Origin of the sequence: Achromobacter sp. ACM01 (genome assembly GCF_014851745.1) — a bacterium.
Lineage (GTDB): Bacteria > Pseudomonadota > Gammaproteobacteria > Burkholderiales > Burkholderiaceae_B > Achromobacter > Achromobacter aegrifaciens.
The window spans coordinates 392,409-415,354 of sequence record NZ_JACVAF010000002.1; the positions used below are offsets into that span (position 1 = coordinate 392,409).

Sequence of the window (22,946 nt, forward strand, 5' to 3'; positions counted from 1 at the left end):
TTCGCCGTTTCACCGCGCGCAACCCCAGACCAATGGCAACCAGTTCGACCCAGGCGGTTCCCGCTACCCGCGACATTCCCGAGCACGTCGCCATCATCATGGATGGCAATGGCCGGTGGGCGACGAGGCGGCTGCTTCCGCGCACTGCGGGCCATGCCAAGGGCGTGCAGGCGGTGCGGCGCGTGGTCGAGGCGTGCGGGCGCGCCGGCGTGCGCTATCTGACGCTGTTCGCCTTCAGTTCCGAGAACTGGCGCCGCCCGGCCGAGGAAGTGTCGCTGCTCATGCGCCTGTTCGTGCAGGCGCTGGAGCGCGAGATCGGCAAGCTGGAAGAGCAGGGCGTGCGTCTGCACGTCATCGGCGACCTGTCGGCCTTCGAGCCCCGTTTGCAAGAGCTGATCTTCGCGGCGCAGGAGCGCACGGCCCACAACGACCGCCTGCACCTGACGGTTGCCGCCAACTATGGCGGACGCTGGGACATCCTGCAGGCCACCCGCGCCATGCTGGCCGCCGAGCCCGCACTGGCCACGCAGCCCCAGTTGGTGGACGAGGAGCGCCTGGCGCGCCATCTGTCCATGGCCTGGGCGCCAGAACCCGACCTGTTCATCCGCACCGGCGGCGAACAGCGCATTTCCAATTTTCTGATCTGGCAGATGGCTTACGCGGAGTTCTACTTCACGGACCGCTACTGGCCGGATTTCGGCGCCGCCGAGCTCGCGGCCGCCTTTGACTGGTACCGCACGCGCGAACGCCGTTTCGGCCGTACCAGCGCGCAACTCAGCGAAAACGGCGCGAAATAAAACGGACGGCGACTAGCGCGTCTTTCCAGGGCTGTACACGAGGAGACCGTCATATGTTGGGCCAGCGTATCGTTACCGCAGTCGTTCTGTTGGCCGTTCTGGCTGCCGCGATGATCAGCGCGAACCCCTGGTGGTTCGTTGCGCTTCTGGCTCTGGCGGCCGCCTGCGCCAATTGGGAGTGGCTCCGCCTGACCTTGCCGCAACCGCCTTCCCCTCTCATTGCCGTCGGCGTTGCCGTCCTGCTGTTCGCGGGCATGCTGGCGTTGGCCTCCGCATGGCTCGCGGGACAGAATGCCGGAATCACAGATCCCGTCTGGGTGCTGCGCTACGTAGTGCCGGCGGTGGCCGCGGTCTGGCTGTTCGGCGGCCTGACGGCGGTGGTGCGCGGGCGTTCCGATGCGCCTCCCGCCAGTGTGGGCTGGTCGATTTTCTCCGTGCCCGCGGCGTTTGCCGCCTGGGCCGTGCTGGCGCAGATGTTCGTGGCGCATGGAGCCGGTTTCGTAGTGTCGCTGCTGGCGCTGGTCTGGGTCGCCGATATCGCCGCTTATTTTGCCGGCAGAGCCTTCGGCAAGCGTAAACTGGCCCCGCGGGTCAGCCCGGGCAAAACGATCGCAGGCGCGGTCGCTGGCGTCCTGGGGGCGGTGGTCTGGATCGGTCTTTCCAGCCTGTGGGAAGGCACTTACGGCCACGCGCTGGTCGAGCGCTGGACCTTCTGGCTGGCGCTGCCCATTGCCGCCGTGCTTGGCGTGCTGTCGATTGTGGGCGACCTGTTCGAATCGCTGCTCAAGCGGCGCGCCGGACGCAAGGATTCCAGCACGCTGCTGCCTGGCCACGGCGGGGTCTATGACCGCATCGACGCGATTCTCCCGGTCGCGCCGTTTGCGCTACTTTTGTCTGGAGTGTTGTTTTGACGGCTTTTCAACGCGTCGTCGTGCTGGGATCGACCGGTTCGATCGGTGAAAGCACGCTGGATGTGATCGCCCGCCACCCCGAGCGCCTGGCGGTTTATGCGCTATCGGCGTACAGCCAGATGGCGCGCCTGGCGGAGCAGGCACAGGCCAGCCGCGCCGCGGTCGTGGTGGTGCCCGACTCTGCGGCGCGCGAGAAATTCATTGCCGCATGGGCTGGCGGCCAGTCCATGCCGGAAATCCGCGTCGGCGCCCAGGCGCTGGCCGATACCGCCGCCGATCCCCAATGCGACTCCGTCATGGCGGCCATCGTGGGGGCCGCGGGCCTGCCCGCCGCCCTGGCGGCTGCCCGCAGCGGCAAGCGCGTCTTGCTGGCCAACAAGGAAGCGCTGGTTGCGGCCGGCTCGCTTTTCATGCAGGCCATACGCGACAACGGCGCCGAACTGCTGCCTATCGACAGCGAACATAACGCCATTTTCCAATGTCTGCCTCACGGCGGACGAGCCGTCGCGCCGGATAGCCCCGCACCCGGCGTGCGCCGGCTGCTGTTGACCGCTTCCGGCGGTCCGTTCCGCGGGCGCGACCTGGAAGACCTGCACGACGTGACGCCGGCCCAGGCTTGCGCCCACCCGAACTGGAGCATGGGCCGCAAGATTTCGGTCGATTCCGCCACCATGCTCAACAAGGGGCTCGAGGTGATCGAGGCGCATTGGCTGTTCGCCATGCCTGCTGATCGCATCGAGGTGGTGGTGCACCCCCAGAGCGTGGTGCACTCCATGGTCGAGTACGACGACGGCTCCGTGCTGGCGCAGCTCGGCCAGCCCGACATGCGCACGCCCATTGCCTATGGCCTGGGCTTTCCCGAACGCCTGGACAGCGGCGTCGGCCCGCTGGATCTGACGCGGCTGGGGCGTCTGGACTTCGAGAAGCCCGATCTGGCGCGTTTTCCGTGCCTGGCCTTGTCGTTTGCGGCGCTGCGAGCCGGGCAGGGGGCCTGCGTGGCATTGAATGCCGCCAACGAGATCGCCGTGGAGGCCTTCCTGAGCGGCCGGCTGCCCTATACCTGGATTCCGCGGGTAATCGAGGCTTCCCTGGAGTGGCAGGCACGGCAAGCATCTGTTACGCTCAACAGTCTTGACGACGTGCTCGCGCTGGATTCTGACGCGCGCGTCTTCGCTGGCAACCTGGGCCTGGCCTGATGCGGGCTCGGTCGCCCGTCCGCCGGCCTCTGATTTCCTAGATTTCTTCGATTCCGATGCTTTTCACCCTGCTGGCCTTTGCGGTTGCGCTTGGCACCCTGATCATCTTCCATGAACTGGGGCACTATTGGGTGGCCCGCCTGTGTGGCGTGAAAGTGCTGCGCTTCTCGGTGGGGTTCGGCAAGGTCATCCTGCGGCGCACCGACCGCCACGGCACGGAATGGGCGGTCTCGGCGCTGCCGCTGGGCGGCTACGTCAAGATGCAGGACGATCCCCCCGCCGGCGCGAGCCCGGCGGAAGTGGCAGGGGCCTTCAATAGCAAGCCCGTCGGCCAGCGTATCGCCATCGTTGCCGCCGGCCCCATTTTCAACCTGATACTCGCGGTCTTCCTCTATGCCGGCCTGAACATGGCCGGCACCGAGGAGCCCGTGGCTGTCATCGCCCAGCCCGCGGCGGACACGCCTGCCGCGCGCGCCGGCCTGCTCTCTGGCGACCGCATCCTGGCCATCGACGGCGAAGAGGTCGCTTCCTGGTCCGACGCGCGCTGGCGCCTGATGGACGTCATGGCTACTGGCGGCAGCGCCAGGATCGAGGTCAAGACCCCTGCGGGCGCCGTCCAGCAGCGTGAACTGGTCCTGCCGTCCAACACCATGGATCCGGCCGGCGGCGACCCGCTGGCCGCGGCCGGCGTGCGCCTGGCTCAGCCCAAGCCCGCAGTGCGTGTCGTCAATGATGGCGGCGAAGGGCAGGCGGCCGGCCTGCGGACGGGCGACCTCATCCTGGCCGTGAACGGCGTTCCCACCCCGGATACCGGCGCGCTGGTGCGGCAGATTCAAGAAAGCGCCGGCAAGACCCTGGCGCTTACGCTGGCGCGCGACGGCGCCAATATCTCCCTGAACGCCACGCCCCGCGCCGAGACCGTCAACGGCCAGGTGATTGGCCGCCTGGGCGTCCAGCTGGGTGGCGACGTTCCCATGGTGACCGTGCGCTATGGCGTGTTCGAAAGCCTGTGGAAGGGCGCCGTGCGCACCTGGGATACCGCCTGGTTCTCGCTGCGCATGATGGGGCGCATGATCACGGGCGACGTTTCCTGGCGCAATGTCAGCGGCCCCGTGACCATCGCGGACTACGCCGGCCAGACCGCCAGAATCGGAATTGTTGCGTATATCGCTTATATCGCCTTGATCAGCATCAGCCTGGGCGTACTAAATTTGCTGCCTATTCCCATGCTGGACGGTGGCCATCTGCTGTACTATCTCGTCGAAATTGTGCGGGGTAGCCCGCCGCCAGCAAGGTGGATCGATATCGGACAGCGCGCCGGCATAGGTTTATTGGCAAGCCTGATGGGGCTTGCGCTGTTCAATGATTTCACGCGTTTGTTCACTTGAACGCGATTTAGCATAAAATCCCCCGCCATTTGCACGACCGAGGATACTCAAGGATGTCTTTTCGCCGGATGTTTCATCACAAAAAGGGTGTACTGCCGGGTTTGATCGCCGCACTGCTGGTTCCGGCCATCGCCCACGCCTTCGACCCTTTTGTCGTGCGGGATATCCGCGTAGAGGGTATTCAAAGAACTGACGCCGGCACCGTCTTCGGCTATCTCCCCGTCAAAGTGGGCGAAAAGTTCACCGAAGAAGAAGCCACTGAAGCCATCCGCCGCTTGTACGGCACCGGCTTCTTCACCGACGTACAGATCCAGACGGACAACAACGTCGTCGTGGTGGTCGTGCAGGAACGCCCCACGATCGCGTCGGTGAACTTCAACGGCATGCGCGAGTTCGACTCCAAGGCCATCACCACGTCGCTGGCCCAAGTGGGCTTCGCCGAAGGCCGCATCTTCGACCGCTCCATGCTCGAGCGCGCCGAATACGAACTGAAGCAGCAGTACCTGTCCAAGGGCAAGTACGGCATCGAAGTGACCTCCACCGTGACCCCGCTGCCGCGCAACCGCGTGGGCGTGAGCTTCGACGTGTTCGAAGGCTCGGTCGCGCGCATCCAGGAAATCCGCTTCGTGGGCAACAAGGCTTTCTCGGAGAGCGACCTGCTCGACGAATTCAAGCTGACCACGCCGGGCTGGTTGACCTGGTATACCGATACCGACAAGTACTCGCGCGAAAAGCTCGAGGGCGACCTGGAGCGCCTGCGCTCCTTCTACCTGGACCAGGGCTACCTCGAATTCTCGGTCGAGCCGCCCCAGGTCACGATTTCGCCCGACCGCAAGGACATCCGGATCACGATTACCGTGCACGAAGGCGAGCCCTACAAGGTGCGCAGCGTGAAGCTGGCCGGCAACCTGCTGGGCCTGGACAAGGAAATCAACGCGCTGGTGGAAATCAAGCCGGACGAAACGTTCTCGGCCGCCAAGGCCAACGGTTCGGCCAAGGCCATCACCGACTACCTGGGCGAACTGGGCTACGCGTTTGCCAACGTCAACCCGAACCCGCAACTGGACCGCGCCAAGCATGAGGCCGACCTGACGTTCTACGTCGATCCGAGCCGCCGCGTGTACGTGCGCCGCATCCAGATCGGCGGCAATACCCGCACGCGCGACGAAGTCGTGCGCCGCGAAATGCGCCAGCAGGAAGCCGCCTGGTACGACGCCAAGGACATCAAGACCTCGCGCGACCGTGTCGACCGCCTGGGCTATTTCAGCGACGTCAACGTCAAGACCGATCCGGTTCCGGGTTCGCCCGACCAGGTCGACGTCAACGTCGACGTCAAGGAAAAGCCCACCGGCATGATCAACCTGGGCGTGGGTTACGGCTCGTCCGAAAAGGCCATTCTGTCTGCCGGTATCAGCGAAGACAACGTCTTTGGCAGCGGTACCAACCTGACCCTGCAACTGAACACCAGCAAGACCAACCGCGCCATCGTGCTGTCGCATACCGATCCGTACTGGACCAAGGACGGCATCAGCCGCACCACGTCCGCCTACTATCGCGTGACCGAGCCCTGGAACAACAACGACGGCGACTACCGCGTCAAGGCCATGGGCCTGGGCATGAACTTCGGCGTGCCGATCTCGGAATACGACCGGATCATGCTGGGCGCGAACGTCGAACGTAACCAGATCGACCTGTTCACCAACTCGCCGGCGGCCTACGAGAAGTTCGTCAAGGACTATGGCGACGCGACCAACTCGGTGATCTTCACCACCGGCTGGACCAAGGACACCCGCGACAGCGGCCTGGCGCCGACCAAGGGCGGGTACACCCGCCTGAAGGCCGACCTGTCGACCATCGATCTGCAGTACACGATGCTGACGGCCCAGCAGCAGTATTTCGTGCCGCTGGGCGGCTCCTACACCCTGGCCTTGAACGGCATGGTCGACTGGGGGCAGGGCTACGGCAGCAAGGATTACCCGATCATCAAGAACGTCTATGCCGGCGGTATTGGCACGGTACGCGGCTACGAGGGCTCGTCGCTGGGCCCGCGCGATACCAAGACGGGCGACTACCTGGGCGGCACGCGGCGCGTCATCGCGAACGCGCAGCTCTATCTGCCGTTCCCGGGCGCGTCGAAGGACCGCACCCTGCGCTGGTTCATTTTCTCGGACGCGGGCCAGGTTTCGGCCGGCAGCGGCCAGAGCTGCACCGGCGGCAAGCCTGGCAGCGAGGTCGAGGATCCGTGCGGCTGGCGCTTCTCGGCCGGTATCGGTCTGTCGTGGCAGTCGCCGATGGGACCGCTGCAGCTGTCCTATGCCCGTCCGCTCAATTCGAAGTCGGGCGACGACAAGCAGAGCTTCCAGTTCCAGATCGGGACTGGTTTCTAAGCGCGCCGTTACGCTTGAAAACAAGGGAGAAGGGCGCACGGCCGGCTCCCTTGCTGTTTAGTGGCACAATACACACTTTGGCTTTGCCTTACTGGAAGGTGAGATTTTCATGATGTCTGATTCCGCACTTAAAACCTCGAAATCGCTGCGCACCACGCGCCGCGGCAAACTGGGCGGCTCCATTGCCCTGGTAGGTGCGCTCATTCTCGGTTCGGCTGCTGCGATTCCCGCGCAGGCCCAAGGCACGAAGATCGGTTTCGTCAATACCGAGCGGATCCTGCGCGAGTCGGGTCCGGCCAAGGCAGCGCAAAGCAAGATCGAAGCTGAATTCAAGAAGCGCGACGACGAGCTTCAGCGCCTGAACAACAGCCTGCGTTCGCAAGCCGAGAAGTTCGACAAGGACGCGCCCGTCCTGTCGGAGTCCGATCGCGTCAAGCGCCAGCGTGAACTGTCCAACCTGGATACCGACCTGCAGCGCAAGCGCCGCGAGTTCCAGGAAGACTTCAACCGCCGCCGCAACGAAGAATTCTCGGGCATCGTGACGAAGGCCAACGACGCCATCAAGCGCATCGCCGAGCAGGAAAACTACGACCTGATCATCCAGGACGCAGTGACCGTCAACCCGCGCATCGACATCACCGACAAGGTGATCCAGAGCCTGGGCAAGTAAGCAGCACCCGTCACGTTATGCCGGTTCTACTGGATCTTGCCCGCGCGCCAACGCTGGAAACACTGTTGAGCGCCGCCAACACCCAGGGGATGGACTGGCGCATCAGCGCGGTTCCCGGCGCGGACCCCATGCGGGTCTGCGGCATCGGAACCCTGTCATCGGCGGGTCGGCAGGAAATCGCTTTCCTGGCCAACCCCCGCTACCAGAGCCAGCTAGGCGCCACGCAGGCTGGCGCCGTCATCGTCTCGCCGGACGTGGCGCAGGCTCTGGAGGCCGAGGGCAACGCCCGGCCGCCGTTCGCGCTGGTCGTCTGTCAGCATCCCTATCTGCTTTACGCCCGCGTGGCGCAATGGTTCGATGCCGCGAGACGGCCCGAGTTGCCCGCGTCCACGCATCCTTCCGCGGTGGTCGCCGCTGACGCCATCATCGAAGAAGGCGTGCGCATCGGCCCGAATTGCGTCGTCGAATCCGGCGCCCGCATCGGCCGCGATACCGTGCTCGGACCTGGCTGCGTCATTGGCGCAGGCTCGTCCGTCGGCCCTGGCAGCCGGCTGTACGCCCACGTCACGCTGTACGACGGCGTCAAGGTGGGCGCACGCGCCATCATTCATAGCGGCGCTGTGCTGGGCGCGGATGGTTTCGGTTTCGCGCCGGATCCCACGCTGGGCAAGGGCGCTTGGGGCAAGATTCCCCAGCTCGGCGGCGTGACGGTCGGTGACGACGTCGAAATCGGCGCTAACACCACCGTCGACCGGGGCGCGCTGGAAGACACCGTCCTGGCCGATGGCGTCAAGCTGGACAACCAGATCATGGTGGCCCACAACTGCCGGATCGGCGCGCATACCGCGATTGCGGCCTGCGTGGGCGTGGCTGGCTCGACCACCATCGGCGAGCGCTGCACCATAGGCGGAGCGGCCATGCTGTCCGGGCACCTCACGCTGGGCGACGATGTGCATGTCTCCGGCGGCACCGCGGTGACGTCCAGCATCTCGAAGCCTGGCCGCTACACCGGGGTCTTCCCGTACGCGGAACATGGCGAATGGCAGCGCAACGCCGCCGTGATACAACAGTTGGCGCAATTGCGCCGGCGCGTGCGGACGCTGGAAAAAGACTAGGGCGGCGCATCGCCGCCCCTGGCGCGTCCGCGCCGCACAATTACTTTACTTCGCAGGAAAGCATAGAAAAATGGAACTCGACATCAAGGGGATCATGGAGAGGCTGCCGCATCGTTATCCGATGCTGCTGATTGACCGCGTCGTCGAAATGGTGCCTGGCAAGTCCATCGTGGCCATCAAGAACGTCTCGATCAATGAACCGTTTTTCAACGGCCATTTCCCGCACCACCCGGTGATGCCGGGCGTGCTCATCGTGGAAGCCATGGCTCAGGCCTCCGCCCTGTTCTCGTTCACCGACGAGAATGGCGGCCTGAAGTGCGAAGGTTCCAAGACCGCGTATTACCTGGTTGGCATCGACGGCGCGCGTTTCCGCCGCCCCGTGGTGCCGGGCGACCAGTTGCGCATCGAGGTCGAAGCCGAACGCCTGAGCCGCAGCATCTGTAAGTATCAAGCGCGCGCGACGGTGGATGGCCAGGAAGTCGCTTCGGCCAAGCTGATGTGCGCGATTCGCAGCCTGGAAGAGTAAATGGCAGGAAACATTCACCCCACCGCCGTCGTTGATCCGGCGGCAAAGCTCGACCCGACCGTCGTGGTCGGTCCGTTCGCGACCATCGGTCCCAACGTGACCATAGGCGCGGGCACCGAGATCGGCCCGTACTGCATGGTGGACGGGGTGACGACCATCGGGCGCGACAACCGTTTCTACCGGTACTGCTCGATTGGCGGCATGCCGCAGGACAAGAAGTACCAGGGCGAGCCTACCCGCCTGGAAATCGGCGACCGCAATACGTTCCGGGAATTCGTCACGCTCAACACGGGCACCGTGCAGGACGGCGGCGTTACGACGATTGCCGACGACAACTGGGTCATGGCGTACGTGCACGTTGCACACGATTGCCACATCGGCAGCAACACCATCCTGGCCAATTCGGTGCAGCTGGGCGGCCACGTCCACGTAGGCGATTGGGCCATCGTGGGCGGCCTGACCGGCGTGCACCAGTTTTCGCGCATCGGCGCGCACAGCATGACGGGCGGCAACAGCTCCCTGATGCAGGACACGCCGCCGTTCGTGCTGGCTGCGGGCAATCCGTGCCGTCCGGTGGGCGTCAACGTTGAAGGACTGAAGCGCCGCGGCTTTACGGCCGCCGATATTGCGGCGCTGCGCGACGCCTACAAGATCATCTACCGCCGGGGCCTGTCCCTGGACGCGGCGCGGGCCGAACTGCGCGCCCGCCAGCAGGCGGAGCCCGAGGTCGCCCCGCACCTGCAGACCATGCTCGACTTCCTGGACGTCGCGAGCCGCGGCATCATCCGTCCATGAACGCTCGGATCGGCATGGTGGCCGGCGAGCCTTCGGGCGACCTGCTGGCCGGTCGCATCATTGCCGGTCTGCAAGCGCGCGACGCCGGCGTGCGCTGCGAGGGTATCGGCGGGCCGCAAATGCAGGCCCGCGGCTTCGATACCTGGCACCCCATGCATGCCTTGACCGTGTTCGGCTATGTCGACGCGCTCAAGCGCCTGCCCAGCCTGCTTGGCACCTATCGCGACGTCAAGCGGCGCTGGTTGGCGCAGCCGCCCGCCGTGTTCGTCGGTATCGATGCGCCGGACTTCAATCTGCGGCTGGAACACCAGTTGCGCCAGGCGGGCACGCCCACCGTGCATTTCGTCGGACCGTCGATCTGGGCCTGGCGCTATGAGCGGATCCATAAGATCCGCGAGTCGGTGTCGCACATGCTGGTGCTGTTCCCGTTCGAGGAAGAGATCTACCGCAAGGAAGGCATTCCGGTCACCTATGTGGGCCATCCGCTGGCTGGCGCCGTGCCCATGCAGCCCGACCGCGCCGCGGCGCGCGAGCGCCTGGGCATCGACCAGAATGCGCGCGTGCTGGCGATCCTGCCGGGTAGCCGCTCGTCGGAGATCCGTCTGCTGGCGCCGCGCTTCCTGCAAGCCGCGCAGATCCTGCAGAAGAAGGATCCGGCCCTGCAATGCGTCGTCCCCATGGTCAACGACCAGCGGCGCGCGGAGTTCCAGGCCATCCTGGCCCAATACCCCGTGCCTGGACTGCGCTGCGTCACCGCGAACGATCTGCACGGTGAGGGCGGAGAGCGCCAGGCGCCCGTGGCCTGGTCCGTCATGGAAGCGGCCACGGCAGTGCTGGTGGCCAGCGGCACCGCCACCCTGGAAACGGCGCTGTACAAGCGGCCCATGGTGATTTCCTACGTGCTGTCGCCCTGGATGCGCCGCATCATGGCCTGGAAGTCCGGCCAGCAGCGTCCCTACCTGCCCTGGGTGGGGTTGCCGAACGTACTGCTGCGCGATTTTGCCGTGCCGGAGCTGCTGCAGGACGACGCCACGCCCGAGAAACTCGCGGAGGCGACCTGGACGTCCCTGACCGACGACGCGGGCAGGGCGCGCATCGAAGCCCGCTTTACCGCCCTGCATCAGGAGCTGCTGCGCGACACGCCCGCGCTGGCTGCGCAGGCGATCCTGGAGGTGGCCGGTGGAGCAGCCTGACCTGTTCGCGGCTCCTGAACAGCCCGTCATGATCACGGCAGGCGTGGACGAGGCGGGCCGCGGCCCGCTGGCGGGCGCCGTGTACGCGGCGGCGGTCATTCTGGATCCGGCCCGGCCCATCGCGGGCCTGGCGGATTCCAAGGTGCTCAAGGCCGCCACGCGCGAGGCGCTGGCGCTCGAGATCCAGGAATTTGCCGTGGCCTGGTGCATCGCCAGCGCCAGCGTGGCCGAGATCGACAGCATGAACATCCTGCGCGCCACGATGCTGGCGATGCAGCGCGCGGTGCAGGGCTTGTCCACCTTGCCGCAGCTGGCGCTGGTGGATGGCAACCAGGCTCCCAAGCTCGGCTGCACCGTGCAGACCGTCATCAAGGGCGACGCCCTGGTGCCCGCGATTTCCGCGGCTTCCATTCTTGCCAAGACCGCGCGCGATGCAGACCTGCTGCGCCTGCATGCCCTCTATCCCCAATATGCCTTCGATCAGCACAAGGGTTATGGCACCCCGCTGCATCTGGAGATGCTGCGCGAGCACGGCCCCTGCGCCGAACATCGGCGCAGCTTCGCCCCCATCAAGGCCTTCGGCCTGACTTCATGAAGCACATCAGTTCTCGCGACAATCCCGCAGTCAAGGCGCTGGCCAAGCTGGCCGGCACGGCGGGCAAGCGCGGCGCGCCGGTGCTGCTGGATGGCGTCCACCTGTGCCAGGCCTGGCTGCAGCATCACGGCGCGCCCGATCAGGCCATCTTCGATGTGGAGCGCTTGTCCCAGCCCGACATAGCGGCGCTTGCGGCCGCTGTGCCGGACCGCGACTGCCTGGCCCTGGACGCGCGCTTGATGCAGTCCCTGGCAGCCGTGGAAAGCGGGCAGGGCGTGGCCTTTCAGGTGACGCCGCCGGTTCTGGACTTGCCCGATGCTGTGGACGAGAACTGCGTGCTGTTCGACCGCATCCAGGATCCCGGCAATGTCGGCACGTTGTTGCGCACCTGCGCCGCAGCGGGCGTGAAGCGCGTCTTCCTGGCCACGGGCACGGCCGCGGCCTGGTCTCCCAAGGTGCTGCGCAGCGGCCAGGGCGCCCATTTCGCCTTGGCCATCCACGAACACGTGGATCTGGCTGCCTTGCTGCCGCGGCTGAAGGTGCCGCTGGTGGCGACCGCGCTGGACGGCGCGCGCGATCTGTACGAAGGCTTGTTGCCGGAACGTTGCGCCTGGGTGTTCGGCCACGAAGGCCAGGGCGTGGCAGCGGAGCTGATTGCCGCCGCCAGCCTCAAGGTGCGTATTCCGCACGACATGGTGGCGATGGAATCGCTCAATGTGGGCGCCGCAGCCGCGATCTGCCTTTTCGAGCAGCGGCGCCAGGCTTTGCGCGGCAAGCCGGACTGAACGCCGATCTGCCCTTCGTTTCGCCGCTTTTCCGCGGATTGCGGGCACCGTCCCCTGTTTATACTGCCCCGTTTGCCCGAGCCGGAGCGGTCCTGAGCCGCGTCTGGCGGCCGGGATCCGATCAAGGACGGGACATGAAAAGCTGGATCAAATCGAGTCTTGCCGCGCTGGGCGCGGCGGTGTTGCTTTCTGCGTGCGCCGGTCCCCGGTACGGCGATGTGGCGGACCGCATCCCGGCGCTGGAGGCTGCGGAAGGCCGGATTTACTTCTACCAGCCCGTGACGTCCAACGGCGACAAGGTCGCGCAGCCCGCGATCCTGGTCGACGGCCGCAAGGTCGGTCGCTCCAAATCCGGTCGTTTCTTCTTCGTGGACCGCGCGCCCGGCGAGGTGGAAGTGATCACCGCCACAGACCGCAAGGAGCGCAAGGACGCGCTCAAGGTTCCGCTGGCCGCCGGGCAGACCCAATACGTGCGCGTCGATATTGCGGGCGGCAGGCAGGTCCTGAGGTTGGAGGGCTCCGCTGACGTAGCCGTGCAGGCGATGTCGGACCTGCGCTATTGGGGTGCGGGACGCCGCGAGCGCGAGCCGCTGCGCTATGAGTAAAATTACAATATGTAGTGTTTAAATTCATTTACATACTTTCGCGCCTGGACCAATCATGTTGGGTGGCCAGCGGGATCGGCAAATCGGAGAAGACGGAATGAAGCGCAGGTTCAAGATGGTGGCTGCCGCCGTGCTGGGCGCGGCCTTGTTGGCAGGTTGCGGCGGACCCCGGTACAAGGACGTCGCCAGCACCATCCCCATGATGGTGCCGGAAACGGGGCGGATCTACTTCTACCAGCCGCCGGCGCCGGTTGGCGTGGTGTCGGCCCAGCCATACCTGCGCGTGAACGGCGTCAAGGTCGGCCGTTCCAAGCCGGGCAGCTTCTTTTACGTGAACCGGCCTGCCGGCCAGTACGTGGTCGACACCTTGCGCGACGACGAACAACTGTCATTCACGCTGGCCCCGGGCCAGACCCGTTACGTGCGCTTGAGCATCGAAGGCGTGAGCGGCAATTCGTCCAATGTGGGTCGCCAGGACATGCGCCTGGAAGACTCGGAGGCGACCGCCCAGCAGGAAATGGGACCGCTGAAGTACTGGGGCGCGGGCTCGCGCGAACGCGTCAAGCTGCGTCCCTGATCCGGAGCACGTTGCAGGAGAGGGCGCGCCATGGGCGCGCCCTTGTCGTTTTCAGCCCCGGTCCAGGCCGACCTCCTGCAGCACCGTCGTGGCGATCTCCTCGATCGATTTGGTGGTGCTGGACAGCCAGGAAATGCCCTCGCGGCGCATCATGCGTTCGGCCTCGGCCACTTCGTAGCGGCATTGCTCCAGCTGCGCGTAGCGGCTGTTGGGGCGGCGCTCGTTGCGGACTTCGGCCAGGCGCTCGGGCTGGATCGACAGGCCGAACAGCTTGCCGCGGTGCGGGGCGATGGTCGAGGGCAGGGTGCCGCGCTCGAAATCATCCGGCGTCAGCGGGAAGTTGGCGGCCTTGATGGCGTATTGCATGGCCAGGTACAGGCTGGTGGGCGTCTTGCCGCAGCGCGATACGCCAACCAGGATCACGTCCGCCTGATCCAGCTGGTTGACGAACTGGCCGTCGTCATGCGCCAGGCTGAAGTTGATGGCGTCGATGCGGTTGCGGTATTTTTCCGAATTGGCCTGCATGTGCGAGCGGCCGATGGAATGGCTGGACTTCAGGCCCAGCGCCTGCTCGATGTGGCTGACGAAAGTGCCAAACAGGTCCAGGAAAACGCCGTTCGCCTGGCGAACGCGCGCCAGGATATCCGGATTGACCAGGGTGCTGAACACGATCGGGGGAACTCCGGCCTCCTGGGCGCTGCGATCGATGCGCATGGCCACTTCTGCGGCCTTTTCCAGCGTGTCGACAAAGGGCAGGCGGACAGGCTTGAAATTGACCTCTTCAAACTGCGAAAGCACTGACTGGCTGAAGGTTTCTGCGGTGATGCCGGTACTGTCGGAAACGATGTATACCGTGCGTACGATCGGGGTAGATGTCATGTGTAAAAAATTCCAACCAGGCAGATGGCCGGACGCACTCCACCGAGTACAATCAGGCCCCTATAAGTCACCCCAAGGGCGGTCCAAGGCCAGTTTGGTCAGCGCGTAAATCGGGGCTGTGATCCAGCTTTCCGACGCATTGACCAAACTCGCTTTCATTCCATTGTAAAAGGTGACTTCAATGTCGTACGTTGTTTTGTTCGAGCAGCTCCGCATGACGGACGTGGACTCGGTAGGAGGCAAGAACGCATCACTAGGTGAAATGATCAGCCAGCTGTCTGGCGCGGGTGTCCGCGTGCCGGGCGGCTTTGCCACGACCGCTGATGCTTTCCGCGACTTCCTCAAGGCCTCCGGCCTGGACAAGCGCATCGCCGAACGCCTGACCACGCTGAACCCCGAAGACGTGCGCGAACTGGCCAACGCCGGCTCGCAGATCCGTCAATGGATCATCGACGCGCCGTTCTCGCCCGAGTTCGAATCGCAGATCCGTACCGCCTTTGCCAAGCTCGACGCTGATGGCAAGGGCTCGTTCGCCGTGCGCTCCTCCGCCACCGCCGAAGACCTGCCCGACGCTTCGTTCGCCGGCCAGCAGGAAACCTTCCTGAACGTCGTCGGCATCGACGACGTGCTGGACAAGATCCGCCACGTGTTCGCGTCGCTGTACAACGACCGCGCCATTTCCTATCGCGTGCACAAGGGCTACGCCCACGCCGACGTCGCGCTGTCGGCCGGCATCCAGCGCATGGTGCGTTCCGACAAGGGCAGCGCCGGCGTCATGTTCACCATCGACACGGAATCGGGTTTCCAGGACGTGGTCTTCATCACCTCGTCCTACGGCCTGGGCGAAACCGTGGTGCAGGGCGCGGTCAACCCCGACGAGTTCTACGTCTTCAAGCCGACGCTGGCCCAGGGCCACTACCCGATCGTGGGCCGTCGCATCGGCTCCAAGCTGATCAAGATGGAGTTCGATCCCGAGCGTCCCGAAGGCCGCGCCGTGCGCACGGTCGACGTGCCGGTGTCCGAGCGCAACCGCTATTCGCTGACCGACGACGAGGTCAACGAGCTGGCTCGCTACGCCGTCATCATTGAAAAGCACTACGGCCGCCCGATGGACATCGAGTGGGGCCGCGACGGCATCGACGGCAAGATCTACATCCTGCAGGCGCGTCCGGAAACGGTGAAGTCGCAGCAGGGCGCCAACGACGTGCAGCAGCGCTACCGCCTGAAGGCCACCGGCCAGGTCCTGATCACCGGCCGCGCGATCGGCCAGAAGATCGGCGCGGGTCCGGTGCGCGTGGTCGGCGACATCTCCGACATGGACAAGGTCCAGCCCGGCGACGTTTTGGTCACCGACATGACGGATCCCAACTGGGAGCCCGTGATGAAGCGCGCCTCGGCCATCGTCACCAACCGCGGCGGCCGCACCTGCCACGCGGCGATCATCGCGCGCGAGCTGGGCATTCCGGCAGTCGTGGGCTGCGGCAACGCGACCGACCTGCTCAAGGAAGGCCAGGCCGTGACCGTGTCTTGCGCCGAGGGCGACGAAGGCCGCATCTATGACGGCCTGATCGAAACCGAAGTGGAAGAAGTGCGTCGCGGCGATATGCCCCCCATCGATCTGAAGATCATGATGAACGTGGGCAACCCGCAGCTGGCTTTCGACTTCGCGCAGATCCCCAACGGCGGCGTGGGCCTGGCCCGCCTGGAATTCATCATCAACAACAACATCGGCATCCACCCCAAGGCGGTGCTGGACTACCCGAACGTTGATGGCGAACTGAAGAAGGCCGTGGAATCGGCCGCCCGCGGCCATGCCAGCCCGCGCGCCTTCTTCGTCGAGAAGATGGCCGAAGGCGTGGCGACCATCGCCGCCGCCTTCTACCCCAAGCCTGTCATCGTGCGCATGTCGGACTTCAAGTCCAACGAGTACCGCAAGCTGGTCGGCGGTTCGCGCTACGAGCCCGAGGAAGAAAACCCCATGCTGGGCTTCCGCGGCGCGTCGCGCTACATCGCCGAGGACTTCGCCGAGTGCTTCCGCATGGAATGCGAAGCGCTCAAGAAGGTGCGCGATGAAATGGGCCTGACCAACGTCGAGATCATGGTGCCCTTCGTCCGCACCCTGGGCCAGGCGGCCAAGGTCGTGGACCTGCTGGCCAAGCACGGCCTGGCGCGCGGCGAAAACGGCCTGAAGCTCATCATGATGTGCGAAGTGCCGTCCAACGCCATCCTGGCCGACGAATTCCTGCAGTACTTCGACGGCTTCTCGATCGGTTCGAACGACATGACCCAACTGACGCTGGGCCTGGATCGCGATTCGGGCATGGAGCTGCTGGCCGCCGACTTCGACGAACGCGACGAGGCCGTGAAGTTCATGCTGCGCCGCGCGATCAAGGCTTGCCTGGCCGCCAACAAGTACGTGGGCATCTGCGGCCAAGGCCCCAGCGATCACCCGGACTTCGCGCAATGGCTGAAGGAAGAGGGCATCCTGTCGATGTCGCTCAACCCGGACACCGTTGTCGATACCTGGCAGCGCCTGGCCAAGAGCTGATCGGTTTGCCGATGTGAAAACCCCGCGCCTGCAAGGGCGCGGGGTTTTTTTATGCGTGCAGGCGGGAAAGGGCTACGCCGCCAGCGCTTCGCGCGCAATCAGTTCGCGCTTGCGGTCTATGCCCCAGCGGTAGCCAGCCAGCGAGCCATCCGTGCGCACCACCCGGTGGCAGGGAATGGCCAGCGCGATGTTGTTGGTGGCGCAGGCGCGGGCCACGGCGCGCACGGCGCGTGGGGAGCCGATGCGTTCGGCGATGTCGGTATAGGTGGCGGTTTCACCCACGGGGATCTCGCGCAGGGCTTGCCATACCTGGCGCTGGAAGGCCGTGCCGCGCACATCCAGGGGCAGGTCCAGGCCGCGAGAGGGGTCTTCGACGAAGCCCACCACGGCCGCCACCCAGCCTTCGAATTGCGCGTCCGCGCCGATCAGGCGGGCGGCCTTGAAGCGGTCCTGCAGGTTGCGCACCAATTGTTCCGGGTCTTCGTGCAGCGCGATTTCACAGATGCCGGTATCGCTTGCCGCCACCAGCAGCGCGCCCAGGGAGCATTGCGCCACCGCGAAGCGGATATCCACGCCCTCGCCACTCTTGCGAAAGGCGGTGGGCGTCATGCCCAGGATGGCGGGAGCGGCTTCGTAGAAGCGGCCGCTGGAATTGAAGCCGGCGTCGTACATGGCGTCCGTGACGCTGGCGCTCTGCTTCAGATGCTGGCGGGCGCGGCTGGCGCGCAGGGCGTCGGCGTAGGCCTTGGGGGTGATGCCGGTGGCCGCCTTGAAGACGCGGTGGAAATGGAAGCGGCTCATGCCGGCCTGTTCGGCCAGGGTGGACAGATCCGGCGGCTGTTCGGCTTCCAGGGCGCGGCAGGCGCGCTCGATGGCGGCGGCGTGCTGTTTGCTCAGGGCGGCGGCTTGGTTCATGAAAAAGCTCCTGTTGCGCGTGGATTCGCGCGCTTGGACCCATCGTCTCAAAAGCCTTCCGCCGCCGCACTCCGTATATTGCGCGGTGGCCGCGCAGGGCGCTACGCGGGTGCGTAGGCGTCCAGAAAGCGCCGCAGGAGGCCGCCCGCGACGGGCGTGGCGCGGACATTGGCGGACAGCCCCGGGACGTCGAGATTTTCAGCCGCATAGCGGCGGCCGAAGCGTTCCAGATGGGCGCGGATGAAGTCAGGGCCGAATTCGGGATGGAACTGGGTCGAGAACACGTTGCGGCCGATGCGGATCATCTGGTGTTCGTCCAGGTCCGAGCGCGCCAGCACGGCGGCGCCAGGCGGCGGCTGCAGTACGGTCTGCGCATGCAGCATCTGGGCGGGGAAGGTGGACGGCAGTCCGGCCAGCAGCTTGTCGCCGGCGGCGGGCGGCAGCAGTTCCACGGTCTGGGTGCCGACTTCGCGCCCGGCGGGGTTGTAGCCGACCTTGCCGCCCAGCGCGTAGGCCAGCAACTGATGGCCGTAGCAGACGCCGAACATGGGCAGGCCGGCTGCGGCGGCTTCGCGCAGCCAGGCGGCGGTGTCCTCGCTCCAGGGTTCCTTGTCGGTCACCATGGCGGGCGAACCCGTGATCAGCGCGGCGCGATAACGGGCGGGAGCCTGCGGCCGCTTGCCTTCATGGACGGGCACGATTTCCATGGCCTCGGCGGTCAGGCCGGCGGCCTGCGCGAGTTGTTCGGCATAGCCGCCGAACTGGCTTTTGAGCGTATCGTCCGGGTCGCCGGTGTGCAGGATCAGGACGGGGAGAGCGGTGGGTATTGCAGCGGTCATTGGGGGCTTGTGCGTAAAGGATGCGGGCGCCGGGTTCCAGGGGGAGATCCACCGCCAGCGCACATCATAATCCAGCCCTCCGATCCGTGATGAAAGGCGCTTTTCCGTTCCGTCCCGGAAATACGTACAATTCCGCTCAGAGACTCATCCTTTCGGGCGAACGAAGACTATGTGGATTTGGCTGGGATTGGCTGCGCTGGCCCTGATCGGGGAATTGGCGACCGGCACTTTCTATCTGCTGCTGGTGGCCCTGGGGCTGGCAGCCGGGGGCGTGGCCGCATGGTTCGGCGCAGGCCTGGAATGGCAACTGGTAGGCTGCGGCATCGTGCTGCTGCTGGGTTTGCTGGTGCTGCGCAAGACCCGCGTGCTGAAAAAGCGCGAGGTCGATTCCGCCCGCAACGCCGACGTCAACCTGGACATCGGCCAGACGGTGTCGGTAGAAGCCTGGTCCGACCAGGGCACCGCGCGCGTCTGGTACCGCGGCGCGCACTGGCAGGCAGAGCTGGCCCAGGGCCAGCCGCCCGTGGCCGGAGAACAAACCATCATCGAAATGCGCGGCTCGATCCTGGTGCTGGCCCCCAGGGGCGTGCCGGGTTCGGTCTGACGAAGGCCATCCCGCCGCGGGCGGGACCGGCTGCGGGCGTCCGCAAGGTCCGGACGTTTCCCGCATATGTATTTACCAGAAGGAGAGGCTCCGAATCATGATGATCGATACATCCACCATCGTCCTGCTCGTCATCGTCGCGCTGGCGATACTGATAGTCATCAAGGCGATCGCCATCGTGCCTCAGCAGCACGCCTGGGTGGTCGAGCGCCTGGGCAAGTTCGACCGGGTCCTGTCGCCCGGCGCGGGCTTCGTCATTCCGTTCATCGAGCGCGTGTCGTACAAGCACTCGCTCAAGGAAATCCCGCTGGACGTGCCCAGCCAGGTCTGCATCACGCGCGACAACACGCAACTGCAGGTCGACGGCGTGCTGTACTTCCAGGTGACCGATCCGATGCGCGCGTCGTATGGCTCGTCGAACTACATCTCGGCCATCACCCAGCTGGCGCAGACGACCCTGCGTTCGGTCATCGGCAAGATGGAACTGGACCGCACCTTCGAAGAGCGCGACTCCATCAACAGCAACATCGTCTCTTCGCTGGACGAGGCGGCGCTGAACTGGGGCGTGAAGGTGCTGCGCTACGAGATCAAGGACTTGACGCCGCCCAACGAGATCCTGCGCGCGATGCAGGCGCAGATCACCGCCGAACGTGAAAAGCGCGCGCTGATCGCGGCCTCGGAAGGCCGCCGCCAGGAACAGATCAATATCGCCACCGGCGAGCGCGAAGCCGCCATCGCCCGTTCCGAAGGCGAGAAGCAGGCCCAGATCAACCAGGCCCAGGGCGAGGCCGCCGCGGTGCTGGCGATCGCCGAGGCCACCGCCAAGGCCATCACCCAGGTGGCGGACTCCGTGCGCCAGCCGGGCGGCATGGAAGCGGTGAACCTGAAGGTGGCCGAGCGCTACGTCGAGGCCTTCGGCAATGTCGCCAAGGAAGGCAACACCTTGATCCTGCCGGCGAACCTGGCGGATGTGGGCGGCATGATCGCCTCCGCCATGACCATCGTGAAGTCCACCCGCAACAGCTGATAACCGCGCCTGGCGGCGCCTGACGATGATCGCTCCCGTTAACTTGCTTTTGATAGCAGCATTGGCGGGAGTGCTTGCGCTGTGCGTGCTGGGGTCGCTGGCCCGCAGCGGCATGGCGGGCATCAAGGAGGCGATACGCGCCAACCTGCTGACGCTGGCGGCTTTCGGGCTTTACGCCTTCCAGGTTACCGAGGCGCCGCAGTGGGTGTCGGTGATGGCGGCGAACACCGCCGTGGCCCTGGCGCTTTGCGCCTACTACACGGGATTGCGCCGGCTGGTCGGCCTGACCGTGCCCAAGCGTCTCATGGCGCTGGCTTCCTGTACGGCGCTGCTGGCGCTGGCGTACTACACCTATATCGATCCCCAGGTCGGGCCGCGCATGGTGGTCATGTCCTGGCTGATGTTCGGGTTCATGGTGGCCATTGCCATGACGGTCAAGCGCGGCATGCCGATGAACCGGTCGCGCTACAGCTACCATTTCGTGCGCGTGGTGGCCCTGATCTCCGCGCTGGTGTGCGCAACGCGGGCCGTCGTCTACATGTTCGACATCGCCATCGCGCAGGCCCTGCTGCTGCCCACGGCATGGAACGTCGCGTTCATGACGCTGGGCGTGCTGACGATGCCATGCCTGACCCTGGGCACCATCATGATCATCCACGACCGCATGCTGGCCGACCGCGAACAGGAGGCCAGCACCGACTTCCTGACGGGCCTGATGTCGCGCAAGGCGTGGTGGCTGCAGGCCGAGCGCTATTGCGCCCAGGCGCTGCGCACGCGGCGGCCGCTGACGCTGCTGTTGCTGGATATCGACTATTTCAAGCGCATCAACGATACCCATGGCCACGCGGCCGGGGATGCGGTGCTGCGCCATTTCGGCCTGCTGGCGACCGCCACGCTGCGCACTGGCGACCACGTCGGGCGCGTCGGCGGCGAGGAGTTCGCGGTGCTGTTTCCGGACATGCGCAGCGATGCAGTGATGGATGTGGCGGAGCGGCTGCTGGATTCGGTGCGGCGCACGCCCTGTGCGCACGGAGGCAGCACCATTTCCTATACGTTCAGCGCCGGAGTCGCGGACTGGATGCCCGGAGAGAGCCTGCAGGCGTTTTTCGAGCGGGCCGACCGCAAGCTGTATGCGTCCAAGTCGGCCGGGCGCAACCGCATCACGGGACCGGGGCAGGAGGCCGAGCGCCAGACGCTGCCCGAGGCCGCCTGATCAGTCGTCCTTGCCCTTGCGAGGGGCGCGGGTGTCGTGCTTCATCATGCGCTCTTTCTCGCGCTGCCAGTCTTTCTCGCGCGCGGTATCGCGCTTGTCGAACAGCTTCTTGCCGCGGCCCAGCGCGAAGTCCAGCTTGATGCGCCCGTTCTTGTAGTGCAGGTTGAGCGGCACCAGCGTGTAGCCGCGTTGCTCGACCTTGCCGATGAGCTTGCTGATTTCCTCGGCCTTGAGCAGCAGCTTGCGCGTGCGCATGGCGTCGGGGTGGATATGGGTGGAGGCCGTGGGCAGGGGGCTGACGTGCATGCCCAGCAGGTAGAGCTCGCCGTCGCGCACGATGACGTAGCTTTCCTTGAGCTGCACGCGGCCATCGCGGATCGCCTTGACTTCCCAGCCTTGCAGCACCAGGCCGGCCTCGTAGCGGTCTTCGATGAAATAGTCGTGCGTGGCCTTGCGATTGTCGATAATGCTCATAAAGCCCTTGTGCCTGGGTGCCGCGGGCCCGCGCTAGGCGTATTTTGGCCCCAGGTCGTGTTGTGCCGGTAAAATCGTGCCATTCTAGCCATTTGCGATAGTCGATGCACAAAGTACAACGATCCGTCCTGGTGCCTTACAGCGCCGCCCAGATGTTCGATCTGGTCGCCGACGTGGAGAAGTACCCCGAGTTCATGCCCTGGTGCGGCGGCGCCGAGGTGCAGACCCGCGACGAGCACGGCATGCAGGCCTCCATCCTGATCAGCTTCGCGGGCATGAAGCAGCGCTTCACCACCCGCAACACCCATGCCTATCCCGACCGGATCGACCTGGAACTGGTCGACGGCCCGTTCTCCAGCCTGGTCGGGCACTGGGAGTTCCAGCCGCTGGCCGAGGACGCCTGCAAGGTCCTGTTCACCATGGAGTACGCGTTTTCCAACCGCGCGCTGGAAATGGTGGTGGGCCCGGTGTTCAACCGCATCGCCACCAGCTTCATCGATTCCTTCACCAAGCGCGCGCAGGCCAAGTATGGCGAATGAGCCGTCCGCGGCGCAGATCGGCGTCAGCGTCTGTTATGCCCTGCCGGGCCATGTCTGGCTGCGTGAATTGCGCCTGCCCGACGGCGCCACGGTGGCCGACGCGCTCGCGGCCAGCGGCTTTGCCCAGGCTTTTCCGGTGGTGCAGCCCTGGAGCCGGGGCGTGGGTATTTTCGGACGCGCCACCGAGCCGCAGGCCAGGCTGGCCGATGGCGACCGGGTGGAAATCTACCGCGGCCTGAGTTTCGATCCAAAGGAATCGCGGCGCCGCCGCGCCGAACACCGCCGCGCCAAGACGGCCAAGAACGGCAGGGTGCGCCCGGCCGGGCTGCTGTAGGGAAGCGCTCCGAGGGGGGGCGCGCCGCCCCGCA

General features: G+C 65.6%; 24 protein-coding genes. 20 read left to right on the forward strand and 4 right to left on the reverse strand.

The annotated features are described in order from the left end of the window. Positions 1 to 32 precede the first annotated feature (32 nt). From uppS to IB268_RS10320, 14 genes are all read left to right on the forward strand, one after another. Positions 33 to 797 carry a polyprenyl diphosphate synthase gene (gene uppS / locus IB268_RS10255; protein ID WP_054456720.1) on the forward strand — a complete coding sequence of 255 codons (765 nt, stop codon included), beginning with the start codon at positions 33 to 35 and terminating at the stop codon, positions 795 to 797. A 53-nt stretch (positions 798 to 850) separates the two neighbouring features. Beyond that, a complete protein-coding gene (locus IB268_RS10260) occupies positions 851 to 1,708 on the forward strand; it encodes a phosphatidate cytidylyltransferase (protein ID WP_125470839.1) in 858 nt (285 codons plus the stop codon). Then, positions 1,705 to 2,904 carry a 1-deoxy-D-xylulose-5-phosphate reductoisomerase gene (locus IB268_RS10265; protein WP_175162960.1) on the forward strand — a complete coding sequence of 400 codons (1,200 nt, stop codon included), beginning with the start codon at positions 1,705 to 1,707 and terminating at the stop codon, positions 2,902 to 2,904. Before IB268_RS10260 ends, IB268_RS10265 begins: the two co-directional genes overlap by 4 nt. 56 nt (positions 2,905 to 2,960) lie before the next feature. Beyond that, positions 2,961 to 4,292 carry an RIP metalloprotease RseP gene (rseP, locus tag IB268_RS10270; protein ID WP_054456723.1) on the forward strand — a complete coding sequence of 444 codons (1,332 nt, stop codon included), beginning with the start codon at positions 2,961 to 2,963 and terminating at the stop codon, positions 4,290 to 4,292. A gap of 53 nt (positions 4,293 to 4,345) precedes the next feature. Then, positions 4,346 to 6,679 carry an outer membrane protein assembly factor BamA gene (gene bamA, locus IB268_RS10275; RefSeq protein ID WP_192354192.1) on the forward strand — a complete coding sequence of 778 codons (2,334 nt, stop codon included), beginning with the start codon at positions 4,346 to 4,348 and terminating at the stop codon, positions 6,677 to 6,679. 109 nt (positions 6,680 to 6,788) lie between these two features. Further along, a complete protein-coding gene (locus tag IB268_RS10280) occupies positions 6,789 to 7,349 on the forward strand; it encodes an OmpH family outer membrane protein (protein WP_054456725.1) in 561 nt (186 codons plus the stop codon). 17 nt (positions 7,350 to 7,366) lie between these two features. After that, positions 7,367 to 8,464 carry a UDP-3-O-(3-hydroxymyristoyl)glucosamine N-acyltransferase gene (gene lpxD / locus IB268_RS10285; protein WP_118933669.1) on the forward strand — a complete coding sequence of 366 codons (1,098 nt, stop codon included), beginning with the start codon at positions 7,367 to 7,369 and terminating at the stop codon, positions 8,462 to 8,464. 70 nt (positions 8,465 to 8,534) lie between these two features. Continuing rightward, the gene (gene fabZ / locus IB268_RS10290) at positions 8,535 to 8,990 is read left to right on the forward strand and encodes a 3-hydroxyacyl-ACP dehydratase FabZ (protein ID WP_008167730.1); all 456 of its coding nucleotides are present in this window, start codon (positions 8,535 to 8,537) and stop codon (positions 8,988 to 8,990) included. Continuing rightward, the gene (gene lpxA, locus IB268_RS10295) at positions 8,991 to 9,785 is read left to right on the forward strand and encodes an acyl-ACP--UDP-N-acetylglucosamine O-acyltransferase (RefSeq protein WP_125470835.1); all 795 of its coding nucleotides are present in this window, start codon (positions 8,991 to 8,993) and stop codon (positions 9,783 to 9,785) included. Then, positions 9,782 to 10,978 (forward strand): lipid-A-disaccharide synthase, encoded by a 1,197-nt coding sequence (lpxB, locus tag IB268_RS10300; protein ID WP_125470834.1) that lies wholly within the window; start codon positions 9,782 to 9,784, stop codon positions 10,976 to 10,978. Before lpxA ends, lpxB begins: the two co-directional genes overlap by 4 nt. Beyond that, positions 10,965 to 11,573 carry a ribonuclease HII gene (gene rnhB, locus IB268_RS10305; protein ID WP_370127902.1) on the forward strand — a complete coding sequence of 203 codons (609 nt, stop codon included), beginning with the start codon at positions 10,965 to 10,967 and terminating at the stop codon, positions 11,571 to 11,573. Before lpxB ends, rnhB begins: the two co-directional genes overlap by 14 nt. Then, entirely contained in the window at positions 11,570 to 12,358 is a 789-nt protein-coding gene (locus IB268_RS10310; protein ID WP_192354193.1) for an RNA methyltransferase, read from the forward strand. Before rnhB ends, IB268_RS10310 begins: the two co-directional genes overlap by 4 nt. Positions 12,359 to 12,492: 134 nt before the next feature. After that, positions 12,493 to 12,963 (forward strand): DUF2846 domain-containing protein, encoded by a 471-nt coding sequence (locus IB268_RS10315; RefSeq protein WP_054456731.1) that lies wholly within the window; start codon positions 12,493 to 12,495, stop codon positions 12,961 to 12,963. A gap of 97 nt (positions 12,964 to 13,060) precedes the next feature. Then, a complete protein-coding gene (locus IB268_RS10320; protein WP_125470832.1) occupies positions 13,061 to 13,540 on the forward strand; it encodes a DUF2846 domain-containing protein in 480 nt (159 codons plus the stop codon). 51 nt (positions 13,541 to 13,591) lie between these two features. Here the strand turns inward: IB268_RS10320 and IB268_RS10325 are convergent, their stop codons facing one another. Next, the gene (locus IB268_RS10325) at positions 13,592 to 14,419 is read right to left on the reverse strand and encodes a pyruvate, water dikinase regulatory protein (protein WP_042793329.1); all 828 of its coding nucleotides are present in this window, start codon (positions 14,417 to 14,419) and stop codon (positions 13,592 to 13,594) included. A 181-nt stretch (positions 14,420 to 14,600) separates the two neighbouring features. Here IB268_RS10325 and ppsA point away from each other — a divergent pair, with 181 nt between their 5' ends. Next, positions 14,601 to 16,967, forward strand: coding sequence for a phosphoenolpyruvate synthase (ppsA, locus tag IB268_RS10330; protein ID WP_054456733.1), 2,367 nt, complete (start codon positions 14,601 to 14,603; stop codon positions 16,965 to 16,967). Between the two features lie 72 nt (positions 16,968 to 17,039). Here the strand turns inward: ppsA and IB268_RS10335 are convergent, their stop codons facing one another. Together IB268_RS10335 and IB268_RS10340 are read right to left on the reverse strand one after the other, a co-directional pair. Beyond that, positions 17,040 to 17,882 (reverse strand): bifunctional transcriptional activator/DNA repair enzyme AdaA, encoded by an 843-nt coding sequence (locus tag IB268_RS10335; RefSeq protein WP_054456734.1) that lies wholly within the window; start codon positions 17,880 to 17,882, stop codon positions 17,040 to 17,042. Positions 17,883 to 17,983: 101 nt separating this feature from the next. Then, the gene (locus IB268_RS10340; protein WP_054456735.1) at positions 17,984 to 18,721 is read right to left on the reverse strand and encodes a glutamine amidotransferase; all 738 of its coding nucleotides are present in this window, start codon (positions 18,719 to 18,721) and stop codon (positions 17,984 to 17,986) included. Between the two features lie 169 nt (positions 18,722 to 18,890). Between IB268_RS10340 and IB268_RS10345 the strand changes: the two genes are divergently transcribed. The 3 genes from IB268_RS10345 to IB268_RS10355 all read left to right on the forward strand — a co-directional run bounded on the left by IB268_RS10345 (position 18,891) and on the right by IB268_RS10355 (position 21,565). Further along, positions 18,891 to 19,325, forward strand: a complete 435-nt coding sequence (locus tag IB268_RS10345) for an NfeD family protein (RefSeq protein ID WP_054456736.1) — start codon at positions 18,891 to 18,893, stop codon at positions 19,323 to 19,325. Between the two features lie 100 nt (positions 19,326 to 19,425). Next, on the forward strand, positions 19,426 to 20,352 hold the full coding sequence (locus IB268_RS10350) for an SPFH domain-containing protein (RefSeq protein ID WP_054456873.1): 927 nt from the start codon (positions 19,426 to 19,428) through the stop codon (positions 20,350 to 20,352). Positions 20,353 to 20,377: 25 nt separating this feature from the next. After that, entirely contained in the window at positions 20,378 to 21,565 is a 1,188-nt protein-coding gene (locus tag IB268_RS10355; RefSeq protein ID WP_192354194.1) for a GGDEF domain-containing protein, read from the forward strand. Here the strand turns inward: IB268_RS10355 and smpB are convergent, their stop codons facing one another. Continuing rightward, the gene (smpB, locus tag IB268_RS10360; RefSeq protein WP_054456738.1) at positions 21,566 to 22,039 is read right to left on the reverse strand and encodes an SsrA-binding protein SmpB; all 474 of its coding nucleotides are present in this window, start codon (positions 22,037 to 22,039) and stop codon (positions 21,566 to 21,568) included. A gap of 104 nt (positions 22,040 to 22,143) precedes the next feature. Here smpB and IB268_RS10365 point away from each other — a divergent pair, with 104 nt between their 5' ends. Then, positions 22,144 to 22,578 carry a type II toxin-antitoxin system RatA family toxin gene (locus IB268_RS10365; RefSeq protein ID WP_042793335.1) on the forward strand — a complete coding sequence of 145 codons (435 nt, stop codon included), beginning with the start codon at positions 22,144 to 22,146 and terminating at the stop codon, positions 22,576 to 22,578. Then, complete coding sequence (locus IB268_RS10370; RefSeq protein WP_054456739.1) at positions 22,568 to 22,912, forward strand: RnfH family protein; 345 nt, start codon at positions 22,568 to 22,570, stop codon at positions 22,910 to 22,912. The genes IB268_RS10365 and IB268_RS10370 overlap by 11 nt, the downstream gene beginning before the upstream one ends. Positions 22,913 to 22,946 lie beyond the last annotated feature (34 nt).

What these genes read in the sequence shown, in the direction of transcription:
- uppS (WP_054456720.1), top strand. Translation starts at nt 33, where the DNA reads ATGGCAACCAGTTCGACCCAGGCGGTTCCCGCTACCCGCGACATTCCC.
- IB268_RS10260 (WP_125470839.1), top strand. Translation starts at nt 851, where the DNA reads ATGTTGGGCCAGCGTATCGTTACCGCAGTCGTTCTGTTGGCCGTTCTG.
- rseP (WP_054456723.1), top strand. Translation starts at nt 2,961, where the DNA reads ATGCTTTTCACCCTGCTGGCCTTTGCGGTTGCGCTTGGCACCCTGATC.
- bamA (WP_192354192.1), top strand. Translation starts at nt 4,346, where the DNA reads ATGTCTTTTCGCCGGATGTTTCATCACAAAAAGGGTGTACTGCCGGGT.
- IB268_RS10280 (WP_054456725.1), top strand. Translation starts at nt 6,789, where the DNA reads ATGATGTCTGATTCCGCACTTAAAACCTCGAAATCGCTGCGCACCACG.
- lpxD (WP_118933669.1), top strand. Translation starts at nt 7,367, where the DNA reads ATGCCGGTTCTACTGGATCTTGCCCGCGCGCCAACGCTGGAAACACTG.
- fabZ (WP_008167730.1), top strand. Translation starts at nt 8,535, where the DNA reads ATGGAACTCGACATCAAGGGGATCATGGAGAGGCTGCCGCATCGTTAT.
- lpxA (WP_125470835.1), top strand. Translation starts at nt 8,991, where the DNA reads ATGGCAGGAAACATTCACCCCACCGCCGTCGTTGATCCGGCGGCAAAG.
- lpxB (WP_125470834.1), top strand. Translation starts at nt 9,782, where the DNA reads ATGAACGCTCGGATCGGCATGGTGGCCGGCGAGCCTTCGGGCGACCTG.
- IB268_RS10310 (WP_192354193.1), top strand. Translation starts at nt 11,570, where the DNA reads ATGAAGCACATCAGTTCTCGCGACAATCCCGCAGTCAAGGCGCTGGCC.
- IB268_RS10315 (WP_054456731.1), top strand. Translation starts at nt 12,493, where the DNA reads ATGAAAAGCTGGATCAAATCGAGTCTTGCCGCGCTGGGCGCGGCGGTG.
- IB268_RS10320 (WP_125470832.1), top strand. Translation starts at nt 13,061, where the DNA reads ATGAAGCGCAGGTTCAAGATGGTGGCTGCCGCCGTGCTGGGCGCGGCC.
- IB268_RS10325 (WP_042793329.1), bottom strand. Translation starts at nt 14,419, where the DNA reads ATGACATCTACCCCGATCGTACGCACGGTATACATCGTTTCCGACAGT.
- ppsA (WP_054456733.1), top strand. Translation starts at nt 14,601, where the DNA reads ATGTCGTACGTTGTTTTGTTCGAGCAGCTCCGCATGACGGACGTGGAC.
- IB268_RS10335 (WP_054456734.1), bottom strand. Translation starts at nt 17,882, where the DNA reads ATGAACCAAGCCGCCGCCCTGAGCAAACAGCACGCCGCCGCCATCGAG.
- IB268_RS10340 (WP_054456735.1), bottom strand. Translation starts at nt 18,721, where the DNA reads ATGACCGCTGCAATACCCACCGCTCTCCCCGTCCTGATCCTGCACACC.
- IB268_RS10345 (WP_054456736.1), top strand. Translation starts at nt 18,891, where the DNA reads ATGTGGATTTGGCTGGGATTGGCTGCGCTGGCCCTGATCGGGGAATTG.
- IB268_RS10350 (WP_054456873.1), top strand. Translation starts at nt 19,426, where the DNA reads ATGATCGATACATCCACCATCGTCCTGCTCGTCATCGTCGCGCTGGCG.
- IB268_RS10355 (WP_192354194.1), top strand. Translation starts at nt 20,378, where the DNA reads ATGATCGCTCCCGTTAACTTGCTTTTGATAGCAGCATTGGCGGGAGTG.
- smpB (WP_054456738.1), bottom strand. Translation starts at nt 22,039, where the DNA reads ATGAGCATTATCGACAATCGCAAGGCCACGCACGACTATTTCATCGAA.
- IB268_RS10365 (WP_042793335.1), top strand. Translation starts at nt 22,144, where the DNA reads ATGCACAAAGTACAACGATCCGTCCTGGTGCCTTACAGCGCCGCCCAG.
- IB268_RS10370 (WP_054456739.1), top strand. Translation starts at nt 22,568, where the DNA reads ATGGCGAATGAGCCGTCCGCGGCGCAGATCGGCGTCAGCGTCTGTTAT.